Below are 12,875 nucleotides of genomic sequence, written 5' to 3'. Positions count from 1 at the left end.
TGCCACCAGGACATGTCTACTTTGTTGGCATCAAACAGCCAATCATCCGCATTGTCGTCTAGCGTTTCATTGACCCAGTGACCGTATTTGTTGGCGGCGGCGGGGTTCGCATGGGTGGTGACATTCCGGTAGCTTTGCTTGACCCGCGTACCTTACGCAGCTTGCAACGGTTGGGGGCTGCTTCCCCGCTGAAAGATGCTCAGCCGTATTATGATGCGGCAACAACGGTGGAAGCAGAGGAGCCACCCGTGCCGCGTTTGCTGTTGAAGGCACAAGAAAAATTTCGTGCGGCTGAATTGCTGTTGGAGCAAGGCATGACCAATGTGCCGCTGGAATTGCTGCTGGAGGCGGTGTTGAACACCGCAGCAGCACGGGGCAATCTGGAGCGTGCGCCCAAGGCGGCACAGGCGGGTGTGTGGGTGTATGCCGAAGCCGTACCAAACGGCTGGCTTGCATACGAGGAAGCGGCTTTGGTGATGCGTTCAATCGCGCTGGCGCAGGCACTGGAGTTACCCACAAGTTTGCTGGAGCAGTTGCTGGAGGATGTGCGCGGGTTTGCGGGTATGGGGGTGGCGTAAAAAAGCCTATGACCGCGAATAATAAACTCCCGGCGGTGGCTCTTTCACATAAACCGGCGGTTCTGGCGGAGGAAACAGCACATCCCATTCCAGCACCAAATCGGGAAACAGCGCAGACGTTTGCGTACCCTGCGTTTCTTCGATCAGTACCGCGCCATAACGCCCGCTATCGGCGCACAACTGCCACATCATCACCACCCGGTCTATTGGATGCACCACCCAATATTCCCGCACCCCGTAGCGTTCATACAACCGCAACTTATGGATCAGGTCTCTGGAGGCAGTGGAAGGGGACAGCACCTCAATGATCCAATCGGGCGCACCTTTGCACCCTTTGTCATGGACTTTGTTGCTGTCACAAATCACGCTGATGTCAGGTTGCACCACGTTGTTGATCTGGTCATCCGCAGCATCAGCGGCGGCAAGGCAAACATCAAACGGTGCAGGAAAAACTTCGCAAGATTTACCCAACAAAAAATTGCCGATTTGGCGTACCAGTTCGCGAATAACCCGTTGATGCATCGTGCTAGGCGCAGACATCATCACCGGTTCACCGTCCAGCAATTCATAACGCACTTCATCAGGCCAACGCAGGTAATCCTGATAGGTGTAACGCTGTTGTGTGTCTAATTGATGGGCAACTGACATGGGCTGTTCTCCCGATCGAGTGATGAGACGGTTTGCTGCTGCTTCAAGCCGCTGATTATACCATAAATGCCCGACGTTCATCTTTCGGCATTGGCTTGCAGCGACCCGTTATGAAATAATCCCCGCTTTCATACCACCCACACAGAATTTACCTTTATTAAGGAGTGTCCGCATGGACGAGAACAAAAAGAAAGCCCTCGCCGCCGCCCTAGGCCAGATTGAACGTCAGTTTGGTAAAGGCGCGGTGATGCGCATGGGCGACTCCAGTGCTGCCCGCGACATCGAAGTGATTTCTACCGGCTCGTTGGGGCTGGATATTGCCCTCGGCATCGGCGGTCTGCCTAAGGGACGTGTCGTCGAAATTTACGGCCCGGAATCTTCCGGTAAAACCACCCTGACGCTGCAAGTGATTGCCGAATGCCAAAAAATGGGCGGCACGGCGGCTTTTGTCGATGCGGAACACGCTCTTGATCCGATTTACGCGCAAAAGCTCGGCGTTAACGTTGACGATTTGCTGGTTTCCCAGCCAGACAACGGCGAACAAGCCTTGGAAATCGCCGATATGTTGGTGCGTTCCAACGCGGTTGATGTGGTAGTCGTTGACTCGGTAGCGGCGTTGACTCCAAAAGCGGAAATTGAAGGCGATATGGGCGATTCCCACGTCGGCTTGCAAGCGCGGTTAATGTCACAAGCTCTGCGCAAACTCACCGGTAATATCAAGCGTTCCAACACCTTGGTAATTTTCATCAACCAGATTCGGATGAAAATCGGTGTCATGTTTGGCAACCCGGAAACGACGACGGGTGGTAATGCGCTGAAATTCTACGCTTCCGTGCGTCTCGATATTCGCCGCATCGGTTCGATCAAGAAAGGTGAGGAAGTCACTGGCTCTGAAACCCGCGTTAAAGTGGTCAAGAACAAGGTTGCGCCACCGTTTAAACAAGCCGAATTTGAAATTCTGTACGGCGAAGGCATTTCCCGCGAAGGTGAATTGGTTGACCTCGGTGTCAAGCAAGGGCTGATCGGCAAAGCTGGCGCATGGTACAGCTACAATGGCGACAAAATCGGTCAAGGTAAGGATAATGCCCGCAATTACCTGAAAGAGCATCCGGCAGCGGCGGCTGAAATTGAAAAAGCCATCCGTGAAGCCTGCATGAATGCGCCCGGTTTTGCCGCCACCGTTACCGAAGAAGCCGACAGCGATGCCGGTCTTGATGACGTTGTTTAATGACTAACGGGCGGGAATGCGAAACGGTAGCGGTGCGCTTGTTGGCGCAGCGTGAGCATTCCCGCCATGAACTCGCGCAAAAAGTGCGTCAGCGTTGCGAGTGCGATACTATCAGCCTGAACGCGCTCTTGGATAAATTGCAGTCGCTGGGTTATCTGGATGATGCCCGTTACGCGGCTGCTTTTGTCCGTTCGTCAATCTCGCGGGGGCGTGGCCCGCAGCGGATTAACTATGAATTACGTGAGCATGGCGTGGATGACACCACGGCTGCTCAGGCGTTGGCAGAAGCCGATGTCGACTGGCACGATCTGGCCTGTGAACAACGGATCAAAAAATTTGGCGGGGAAATCCCGGCTGATTACAAGGAACGCGCCCGGCAATCTCGATTTCTTGCCGGGCGCGGTTTTTATACCGATGCGATTAAAGCTGCTTTCGTTTCAATCCACGCCCATGAGAGCGAATTTTAAATCAGTATATTCCCCTGAAGTGGGAGGTTTCAACCAAAGGATTTTCGATGAATACTGCTGAACTCAGACAACATTTTCTCGATTTTTTTGCCAGCAAAGGCCATGAAATCCTCCCGTCCAGCTCGTTGATACCGGGCAATGACCCGACCTTGCTGTTCACCAATGCAGGCATGGTGCAATTCAAGGACGTGTTTTTGGGCGACGATATACGCGCCTATAACCGTGCGACGACTTCGCAGCGTTGCGTGCGTGCGGGCGGCAAACACAATGACTTGGAAAACGTCGGTTACACCGCACGTCACCACACCTTTTTTGAAATGCTCGGCAACTTCAGTTTTGGGGATTATTTCAAACACGATGCGATTCACTATGCGTGGGAGTTCCTCACTGAAGTGCTGAAATTGCCCAAAAGCAAGCTGTGGGTGACGGTTTACGCAGACGATGACGAAGCCTATAACATTTGGGCGCAGCAAATCGGTGTGCCAACCGATCGCATTACCCGCATCGGCGATAATAAGGGAGCACGTTATGCTTCCGACAATTTCTGGCAGATGGGTGATACCGGGCCGTGTGGGCCTTGCACCGAAATTTTCTACGATCACGGCGAGCATATTTGGGGCGGGCCACCGGGAACACCGGAAGAGGACGGCGACCGCTACATCGAGATTTGGAATCTGGTGTTCATGCAGTATGAGCGCACCAAGGATGGCGAAATGCGTCCGCTGCCGAAACCTTCCGTTGATACCGGTATGGGCATGGAACGTCTGGCGGCGGTGATGCAAGGCGTTCACAGCAATTACGAAATCGACCTGTTCCAAACGCTGCTCAAAAAAGGCACGGAACTGGCGAAAAATGCCGACCCGAATAGCCCGTCATTGAAGGTCATTGCGGATCATATCCGTTCTTGCTCCTTCTTGATTGTGGATGGGGTATTGCCGTCGAATGAAGGGCGTGGTTATGTGTTGCGCCGGATTATTCGCCGCGCTATCCGCCACGGTTACAAGCTAGGTATGGAAGCACCGTTTTTCCACAAGCTGGTACAGCCGTTAGTGGATGAAATGGGCAAAGCTTACCCTGAGCTTGCCGCTGCCCAGCCTTTGGTCGAACAGGCGTTGGAAAAAGAAGAACGCCGCTTTGCCGAAACCCTCGAACAGGGTATGAAGATTCTGGAAGAAGCGATTGCGGGCATGTCCGGCGACACCATTGACGGCGAAACCGTGTTCAAGTTGTACGACACTTACGGTTTCCCGGTGGACTTGACGGGTGATATTGCCCGCGAACGCAACCTCAAGCTGGACGAAGCCGGGTTTGAAGCAGCAATGAATGCGCAACGCGAACGCGCCCGTGCTGCCGGTAAATTCGGCGCGGATTATGGCGACAAGCTGGATGTGAGTGGCGCAACGGCATTCCACGGTTACGAGCAATTGGCAGAAACGTCCACCATTACCGCGCTGTTCCGTGGTAGCGAAGCGGTGACGAGCCTGCAAGCCGGTGATGAAGGGCGCATCGTGCTGGATCACACCCCATTCTATGCAGAATCCGGTGGTCAGGTGGGCGATATGGGTGTGTTGCACACGGGGGATGCGGTATTCCGCGTTACCGATACCCGTAAGCAGGGCGCGACGTTTATTCATATCGGTACGCTGGAATCCGGCACATTGGCTGTTGGCGTAAACGTTGCTGCCGAAGTGGATGCCGAACGCCGCCAAGCCATCATTCTCAACCATTCCGCCACGCACTTAATGCACGCCGCCCTGCGCCAAGTATTGGGTACGCACGTTGAGCAAAAAGGCTCATTGGTGACACCCGACCGTTTGCGCTTTGACTTCTCGCAACCTGACCCGGTTTCCGCCGAGCAAATTGCTGAGGTAGAAGCCATCGTCAACCGTGAAATTCGCGCCAATGCTGCCACTTCTGCGCAAGTCATGAACATGGAAGCCGCCAAGCAAGCCGGTGCAATGGCATTGTTCGGCGAAAAATACGGCGACGAAGTGCGTGTTTTGAAAATCGGTTTCTCCACGGAATTGTGCGGCGGTTGCCACGTTAATCGTACTGGCGACATCGGCTTGTTCAAAATCGTCAGCGAAGGTGGGGTTGCCGCCGGTGTGCGCCGTATCGAAGCTGTGACTGGCGCGAATGCGCTGGCATGGCTTGCTGACGTGACCAGCCGTTTGGATAATGTGGCGCGTTTGCTCAAATCCAATCCGTTGGAAGTGACAGACAAGCTCGATGCAATGCTGCAAAAAAGCCGCGCTCTCGAAAAGGAACTGGAACAGCTTAAAAGCAAAATGGCTTCCCAAGCCGGTTCCAACCTTGCCGATCAAGCGGTGGACGTGGGCGGAATGCGCGTCCTTGCGGCGCATCTGGAAGGGGCTGATCCCAAATCCTTGCGCGACACTGTTGACCAGTTGAAAAACAAACTGGGCAAAGCGGTGGTGATTCTCGCCACGGTAGCGGACGGCAAAGTCAGTCTGGTGGCAGGTGTCACCAAAGACGAAACCGCCAAAGTCAAGGCCGGTGATTTGCTGGGCTTTGTTGCCACGCAACTGGGTGGCAAAGGCGGCGGTCGCCCGGACATGGCTCAAGGCGGCGGCACGGATGTAGCAGCATTGCCTGCCGCGTTAGCCAGCGTACAGGGCTGGGTTGCCGAACGGGTTTAATTTAGAAGTGTTTTGAAGGTAAACAGTAAACAATGGCACTGATCGTACAGAAATACGGCGGTACATCGGTTGGCACACCTGAGCGTATCGAGGCTGTGGCTGACCGGGTAATCCGCTGGAAACAACAGGGCAATGATGTCATCGTGGTGGTTTCCGCGATGTCGGGCGAAACCAATAAGCTGGTCGCGCTCATCAACGCCATTAACCCACAAGGTTCGGAGCGCGAAAAAGACGCGATTCTGTCCACCGGCGAACAAGTCACGATTGGCTTGCTGGCGATGGCGTTGGAAAAGAAAGGCCAACCGGCGCGTTCTTACACCGGGGCGCAAGTCCGCATTTTGACCGATGATGCGCACACCAAAGCGCGTATCCGCGACATTGATGCCGAACCGATCCGTAAGGATTTGGCTGACGGCAAAGTGGTGGTGGTAGCAGGTTTCCAAGGTGTGACCGAAGATGGCAGCATTACCACCTTAGGGCGCGGCGGTTCGGATACCACGGGCGTGGCTTTGGCAGTGGCGTTAAAAGCCGACGAATGTCAGATTTACACCGACGTGGATGGCGTTTACACCACCGACCCGCGTGTCGAACCCAAAGCGCGTCACATTCCGCGCCTGACCTTGGAAGAAATGCTGGAAATGGCCAGCCAAGGCTCCAAGGTGCTGCAAATTCGTTCGGTTGAATTTGCCTACAAATATGATATGCCTATCCGTGTGCTGTCCAGCTTTGACGAATTTGGTCAGGGCAAAAGCACGCTGGTCACTCGTGAGGAAGAAGTAATGGAAGAAGTCTCAGTCCGTGGGATTGCGTTTAATCGTGATGAAGCTCAATTGACGGTAACGGGTGTGCCGGATCGCCCCGGTGTTGCTTACCAGATTCTGGGGCCGATTTCGGATGCTAATATCGAAGTCGATATGATCGTGCAAAACATTGGTTCCGATGGTTCGACCGATTTCACCTTCACGGTACACAAAAATGATTACGCGAAAGCGCGTGACATTCTGTGTAAAACCGGCGAAACCTTGGGAGCCAAGCAATGCACAGGCGATGAAAATATTGCCAAGGTAGCTATTGTGGGTGCGGGAATGCGTTCTCATGCCGGGGTTGCCAGCAAGATGTTCAAAACACTGGCAGACGAGGGCATTAATATCCGCATGATTTCCACGTCTGAAATCAAAGTCGCGGTCGTTGTCGATGAAAAATATTTGGAACTCGCAGTACGTGTGTTGCACCAAGCGTTTGGCTTGGCGCAAACAGCCGCTTGATTTCTGAATAAATTGTTGAAAAAACCCACTGCGGCAGGCTCTGCCCAGTGGGTTTTTTTGCCTATAGATGAAGCTTTTAGGTGATTTATTTAATGTTTGTTGTATAAATAAGACATTGGTAAAAATGCAACTTTCATGCAAATAGTTAAGCCTCAGTTAAGTGCTAATATGGGATGGTTGACCCTACCAACGACTGTGATGATGCTTTAGGACTATCACGGGGCTTTTGGGATACATAAATGCAGCAATATGGAGATTATGCGATATGTTGATTCTAACACGGAGGGTAGGGGAAACCCTCATGATTGGGGATAATATCAGCGTTACGGTCTTAGGGGTAAAGGGTAATCAAGTTCGCTTGGGGATCAATGCACCGAAAGATGTTGCCGTACACCGCGAAGAAATCTTTGAACGCATTCGGCACGAACACCTTGAGCCGTTGGCGATTGAAGAAAATGCAAATTAGGGCTTTACGTTAATCACATTTGAAGGTATCCTTGCCGCCTTCAATCAGTACCGGAGAGGTGGCCGAGAGGCCGAAGGCGCTCCCCTGCTAAGGGAGTATGGGCCAAAAGCCCATCGCGGGTTCGAATCCCGCCCTCTCCGCCATATTCATACGTCGTGTTTTTGACATGATTGTATCAAAAGCCCTTGCAGGTCGATGTCTGTAAGGGCTTTTTTGTATTAACGTTATTAGCGCACCGACCAAGCCCCATGATACGTATCACCGAATTGCGCCTGCCGCTGGAATCCCCCGCCGATGCTTTGCCTGTGGCTATTACCGAACGTTTAGGTATTGCGCCGCCTGACTTGTTAAGTTTCACTGTTTTCAAGCGTGGTTACGATGCCCGCAAGCGTGACGCGATTGTGTTGGTTTATACTATAGATGCAACGCTAGCGGATGAGGCGGCAATATTGCTTACGTTTGCAGATGATCCGCACGTTAAAATTGCCCCTGATACGACTTACCGTTTTGTGGCGCATGTGCAAGAAGCACCTGATATTCGCCCTGTTGTTGTCGGTTTTGGTCCGTGCGGCTTAATGGCAGGTTTGGTGTTAGCACAAATGGGCTTGCGCCCGATTATTCTGGAGCGTGGTAAAAAAGTCCGCGAACGCACCAAAGATACTTGGGCATTATGGCGTAAAAATCAGCTAAATCCTGAATCCAATGTGCAATTCGGCGAAGGCGGGGCAGGCACGTTTTCCGATGGCAAACTCTACAGCCAGATCAAAGATCCCAAGCACTACGGGCGTAAAGTCTTGACTGAATTCGTCAAGGCGGGCGCTCCCGAAGAAATCCTCTACGTTAGCAAGCCACACATCGGCACGTTTCGCCTCGTGAAAATGGTGGAAAACATGCGTGCGCAGATTGAAGCCTTAGGCGGTGAAATCCGTTTTCAGCAGCAAGTGACCGATATTTTGATCGAAGCCGGTCAGGTGCGTGGCTTGACACTGGCGAGTGGTGAACAATTGCGAGTCGATCAGGTGATTATGGCGCTGGGACACAGTGCGCGGGATACGTTTGCAATGTTGCATGAGCGCGGCGTGTTTATGGAGCAGAAGCCGTTTTCCCTCGGTTTTCGGATTGAACACCCGCAAACGCTGATTGATCAGGCACGGTTTGGTAAACATGCGGGCAATGAATTGCTGGGTGCGGCGGATTATAAGCTGGTACATCACGCCAAAAACGGGCGTTCGGTGTACAGTTTTTGCATGTGTCCGGGCGGGCAAGTGGTGGCTGCTACCTCTGAAGTCGGGCGGGTTGTTACCAATGGCATGAGCCAGTATTCGCGGGCGGAACGCAATGCCAATGCAGGGATTGTGGTCGGTATTACGCCAAGCGATTACCCCGGCAATCCATTGGCAGGGATGGAATTTCAACGCCAATGGGAATCCCGTGCTTACGAATTGGGCGGCGGCGATTATTCTGCACCGGGGCAATTGGTGGGGGATTTCCTCAAGGGCAGAGCTTCGACGCAATTGGGTTCAGTGGAGCCATCGTATCAGCCGGGTGTGCATTTGACCGATTTGGCAACCAGTTTGCCGGGTTACGCGATTGAGGCGATTCGGGAAGCCTTGCCAGCCTTTGAACGGCAAATCAAAGGCTTTTCGATGCATGACGCGGTGTTAACCGGGGTGGAAACGCGCACGTCTTCGCCACTGCGCATGACGCGCGGTGAAGATTTGCAAAGCCTAAACGTTAAAGGGCTTTTTCCGGCTGGCGAAGGCGCGGGTTATGCTGGCGGAATTCTCTCGGCAGGCGTGGATGGTATCCGCGTCGCGGAGGCATTGGCTACTCAAATGCTGGAGGCTCACCATGACCGGAATCATTCGCACCACCTGGCACAACGCTGAAGTACTGAGCAATCAGCGCTGGACGGAGCGTTTGTTGACCTTGCGTATTCGCACAGAAGCGCTACCGTTTACAGCGGGTCAATTCGTCACTTTGCGACTACCTATCACCACAGGTGAGGCTACCGAGCTGGTGGCGAAATCCTACTCGCTAATCAATGCGCCTGATGAAGAAGCGTTGGAAATTTTCTACAATATCGTCCCCAACGGTAAACTCTCGAACGCTTTAGCACGATTGCAGCCGGGTGATAGCCTCGAAATTTCGCAACCTGCCAAAGGCTTTTTCGTGTTGGATGAAATTCCCGCCGTGCCGAATCTGTGGATGATTGCGACGGGTACAGGTTTAGGGCCTTATTTGTCGATTCTCAAAACCGCGCAGCCTTGGCAGCGTTTCCAGAAAATCGTGTTGGTACACGGTGTGCCATTGGTGAAGGAATTGGCTTATGCCGAGTTGATCCAAGCGTTTGCCACACAACACCCTGAGCAATTCCGTTTTATTAGCTGTGTGACCCGCGAAGCCAATGCGCACGGGCTGGAAGGGCGGATTACCACTCACCTAGAATCTGGCACATTGGAACAAACGGCAGGCACAACCATTACCGCCGACGATACCCACGTCATGCTGTGCGGCAACCATAATATGCTCAATGATATGAAAGCCTTGCTGGGCAATCGCGGGATGCAGCGCCATTTGCGCCACAAGCCGGGGCATATCACCACAGAACAGTATTTTTAAAGTCGTAATCTGGGTGCAAGCACTGTAAAATTAACCGCTTGATTACATGGGTCAACGGATAAACAACAGGCATGAACCCGGATTTTCTGGATTTTGAACAACCGATTGCCGAATTACAGGCGAAGATCGAAGAGCTGCGTTACGTCGGTGACGCTGAAATTAACCTGAGCGAAGAGATTGGCAAGCTGGAAGAAAAAGCTGCCTCGTTGACACGTTCCATTTTTTCCAAACTGACCCCGCGTCAGATTTCGCAGCTTGCGCGTCATCCCAAACGCCCGTATACGCTGGACTTGATCCGTTATTTATTCACGGATTTCAAAGAATTGCACGGTGATCGTGCCTTTGCCGATGATAAGGCGATTATTGGCGGCATGGCACGGTTTCGTGGTCAGTCAGTGATGGTCATTGGGCATCAGAAAGGCCGCGATACCAATGAAAATATCAAGCGCAACTTCGGTATGCCGCGACCAGAAGGGTATCGCAAAGCCTTGCGTTTGATGCGGATGGCGGAAAAATTCCAACTGCCGATTATTACCTTTATCGACACGCCCGGCGCATACCCCGGTATCGGCGCGGAAGAGCGCGGTCAAAGTGAGGCGATTGCCCGCAATTTGTACGAAATGGCGAAATTGCGTACCCCGATTATTTGTACCGTGGTGGGCGAAGGCGGTTCGGGCGGTGCATTAGCCATTGGGGTGGGCGACCGGGTGATGATGTTGCAATACGCGACGTACTCGGTGATTTCGCCGGAAGGTTGCGCGTCGATCTTGTGGAAAAGCGCTGAAAAAGCGGCGGATGCGGCGGATGCGATGGGCATTACCGCCGATCGTCTGAAATCGTTGGGTTTAATTGAGCAGATTATTCCTGAGCCATTGGGCGGAGCGCACCGTGATATGGAAGCAGCGGCGCAACATATCGGTGAAGCGTTAGAGGCTAATTTACGCAATCTTAAAACCATGAACCTCGATAAGCTGCTGGATAAACGTTATCAGCGCATTATGGGCTTTGGGCAGTTTGAGGAATAGGGAGGGCGTATGCCATGCGCCCCTGCTGAGCATTTATTACGGTTTTTTCAACAACATCCAGCACCTAGTTATCTGATTGGTTTCAGTGGAGGGCTGGATTCGCATGTATTGCTTCACGCCTGTGCGGGTCTGCGCGGGCAATACCCTCATTTATCCTTTCGCGCCCTGCACATTGATCACGGTTTGCAGGCGATGTCTGCGGCATGGGCGGCGCATTGCCATGCGGTGTGTGCCGATTTGGAAATGCCACTGCTGGTTGAAACCTTGCAATTGGTAATTCCGGCGGGGTCAAGTGTGGAAGCGGTGGCGCGGACGGCGCGGTATGCAGCTTTCAGCAAACACTTGCAAGCGGGTGAACTTGTGTTGACCGCGCATCATCAGAATGATCAGGCGGAAACCTTGTTGCTGCATTTGCTGCGCGGAAGTGGCGTGGATGGGTTGGCGGCAATGCCGGAAATTCGCACTTTCGCGATGGGTTTTTTGGGGCGACCGTTATTGGGATGTAGCCGTGCGGAATTGGCGGCGTATGCGAAACAACATCGGTTGAATGTTATAGATGACCCTAGCAATCTAGACAGCCGCTTTGATCGCAATTTTTTGCGCAATCAGGTGATGCCGTTGCTGGAACAGCGTTGGTCTGCGGCGGGTAAGACCTTGGCGCGGGCGGCGCGGTTGCAGGGTGAAAGCCGTACCTTATTGGCTGGTTTTTTGCGCGATAAGCTCCAGTTGATGCAAGGAAAACAGCCTAATACGTTGTCAGTGAGTAAGTTGCTGGCAGAAGAGCCGTCAATGCAAAAAGCGGTGTTGCGCGAATGGTTAGCACAGCGCGGTTTTCGTTTGCCGGAAGAGAAAAAGCTGCGTCAAGTGTTGCACGATGTGTTGCAAGCGCGGGCGGATGCTACGCCGTGTGTGCACTGGGATAGTTGTGAAGTTCGCCGTTATCGGGATGATGTGTATGCAATGTTGCCATTGTCTGCGCATGACCCTAAGCAAGTATTTGTGTGGGATACGCGCGAGCCGTTGGTGATTGCGTCGCTGGGGCGCGCCTTGGTGGCGGGGGCGGGGTATCCTGAAGTCGTGACGGTACGTTTTCGACAGGGTGGGGAAAGCGTGTATCTGCCAGAGCGCGGCGGGTATCATAGTCTTAAGCATTTGTTGCAAGAGTGGGGTGTACCGCCGTGGGAGCGAGAGCGCTTGCCGTTGGTGTATGTGGGGGAGCGGTTGATCGGTTTACACCCACGTTTCGAGTTGCAGACCGATAATCCGTTCAAAGTGCTGCGTATTGTTGGTGACTAAAATAATGCCTTGGCTGAGGGCATGACTACCGATTTGCATATCCATGCCGCCGATGGGTGTACCGTTGCGCTCCAGTTGGGTACGGACGCGAGAATAGTGGTCGGCTGCGTCTTTATCCCAATCCAATACATCCAGATGCGCGACGAAATTTTCGATGATGGGGCGGTTTACCCGTTCTGAGGATGAGCATTCCACACCGTATAGCAATTCTGCGTAGGTAATGACGGAAATGCAGAGCTGCTCCATTTTTAGGGTGCGGAAACGCTCAGCAACTTGCGCAGGGCGATTTTTAATGATGTAGCTGCTCGTATCCGTGTCTAGCATGTAACGTTTCATCAGAACAACACCCGTTCTTGCGGTGGCAAATCTACCCGTTCAGCCATGAAATCGGCGGTGGGACGTTGCGTGTCGTTGAAAAAATCGTCCCAGCTTGCAGGCTTGGGTGAGAGGATAATTTGATCACCAACGCGCCGAATGAAGACTTCGTTACCTTGAAAACGGAATTGTTTGGGTAGGCGTACCGCTTGGCTACGCCCTGACATGAATAATCTGGCTGTTTGCGGCATGGTAAATCTCCGGTTTGATGATGGTTATCATGGTAGATGACAGCGATTTGTTTG

At 53.0% G+C, this 12,875-nt stretch carries 13 protein-coding genes and 1 tRNA gene; 11 read left to right on the top strand and 3 right to left on the bottom strand.

Annotated elements, in window-relative coordinates; translation table 11 throughout:
• Nucleotides 1-77: 77 nt before the first annotated feature.
• Nucleotides 78-578 carry a hypothetical protein gene (locus QJT81_13090; GenBank protein ID WGZ92778.1) on the top strand — a complete coding sequence of 167 codons (501 nt, stop codon included), beginning with the start codon at nt 78-80 and terminating at the stop codon, nt 576-578.
• Between the two features lie 6 nt (nt 579-584).
• Here the strand turns inward: QJT81_13090 and QJT81_13085 are convergent, their stop codons facing one another.
• Nucleotides 585-1,226 carry a Uma2 family endonuclease gene (locus QJT81_13085; GenBank protein ID WGZ92777.1) on the bottom strand — a complete coding sequence of 214 codons (642 nt, stop codon included), beginning with the start codon at nt 1,224-1,226 and terminating at the stop codon, nt 585-587.
• A gap of 172 nt (nt 1,227-1,398) precedes the next feature.
• On the opposite strand from QJT81_13085, the gene recA reads away from it, so the two are divergent.
• The 10 genes from recA (at nt 1,399) to tilS (ending at nt 12,255) form a co-directional block, all read left to right on the top strand.
• Nucleotides 1,399-2,454, top strand: coding sequence for a recombinase RecA (recA, locus tag QJT81_13080; GenBank protein ID WGZ92776.1), 1,056 nt, complete (start codon nt 1,399-1,401; stop codon nt 2,452-2,454).
• Entirely contained in the window at nt 2,454-2,921 is a 468-nt protein-coding gene (locus QJT81_13075; GenBank protein WGZ92775.1) for a regulatory protein RecX, read from the top strand. Before recA ends, QJT81_13075 begins: the two co-directional genes overlap by 1 nt.
• Before the next feature lie 47 nt (nt 2,922-2,968).
• On the top strand, nt 2,969-5,581 hold the full coding sequence (gene alaS / locus QJT81_13070) for an alanine--tRNA ligase (GenBank protein ID WGZ92774.1): 2,613 nt from the start codon (nt 2,969-2,971) through the stop codon (nt 5,579-5,581).
• Between the two features lie 32 nt (nt 5,582-5,613).
• The gene (locus QJT81_13065; protein WGZ92773.1) at nt 5,614-6,846 is read left to right on the top strand and encodes an aspartate kinase; all 1,233 of its coding nucleotides are present in this window, start codon (nt 5,614-5,616) and stop codon (nt 6,844-6,846) included.
• A 265-nt stretch (nt 6,847-7,111) separates the two neighbouring features.
• On the top strand, nt 7,112-7,312 hold the full coding sequence (gene csrA, locus QJT81_13060) for a carbon storage regulator CsrA (GenBank protein WGZ92772.1): 201 nt from the start codon (nt 7,112-7,114) through the stop codon (nt 7,310-7,312).
• A gap of 52 nt (nt 7,313-7,364) precedes the next feature.
• Nucleotides 7,365-7,455: transfer RNA gene (locus tag QJT81_13055), tRNA-Ser, on the top strand.
• 105 nt (nt 7,456-7,560) lie between these two features.
• Entirely contained in the window at nt 7,561-9,201 is a 1,641-nt protein-coding gene (locus QJT81_13050) for an NAD(P)/FAD-dependent oxidoreductase (protein WGZ92771.1), read from the top strand.
• Nucleotides 9,164-9,934 (top strand): ferredoxin--NADP reductase, encoded by a 771-nt coding sequence (locus tag QJT81_13045; protein WGZ92770.1) that lies wholly within the window; start codon nt 9,164-9,166, stop codon nt 9,932-9,934. The genes QJT81_13050 and QJT81_13045 overlap by 38 nt, the downstream gene beginning before the upstream one ends.
• Nucleotides 9,935-10,005: 71 nt before the next feature.
• Nucleotides 10,006-10,959 (top strand): acetyl-CoA carboxylase carboxyltransferase subunit alpha, encoded by a 954-nt coding sequence (locus QJT81_13040; GenBank protein WGZ92769.1) that lies wholly within the window; start codon nt 10,006-10,008, stop codon nt 10,957-10,959.
• Between the two features lie 9 nt (nt 10,960-10,968).
• Nucleotides 10,969-12,255, top strand: a complete 1,287-nt coding sequence (tilS, locus tag QJT81_13035; GenBank protein ID WGZ92768.1) for a tRNA lysidine(34) synthetase TilS — start codon at nt 10,969-10,971, stop codon at nt 12,253-12,255.
• Here the strand turns inward: tilS and QJT81_13030 are convergent.
• Nucleotides 12,190-12,591, bottom strand: a complete 402-nt coding sequence (locus QJT81_13030; protein ID WGZ92767.1) for a type II toxin-antitoxin system VapC family toxin — start codon at nt 12,589-12,591, stop codon at nt 12,190-12,192. The genes tilS and QJT81_13030 overlap by 66 nt on opposite strands.
• Nucleotides 12,591-12,821 (bottom strand): type II toxin-antitoxin system VapB family antitoxin, encoded by a 231-nt coding sequence (gene vapB / locus QJT81_13025; protein WGZ92766.1) that lies wholly within the window; start codon nt 12,819-12,821, stop codon nt 12,591-12,593. Before vapB ends, QJT81_13030 begins: the two co-directional genes overlap by 1 nt.
• Nucleotides 12,822-12,875 lie beyond the last annotated feature (54 nt).

It is taken from the genome of Candidatus Thiothrix putei, assembly GCA_029972225.1.
In the GTDB taxonomy this organism is placed as follows: domain Bacteria; phylum Pseudomonadota; class Gammaproteobacteria; order Thiotrichales; family Thiotrichaceae; genus Thiothrix; species Thiothrix putei.
Note: the sequence above shows the minus strand (reverse complement) of the source record. Positions and strands in the feature narration are given on the sequence as shown.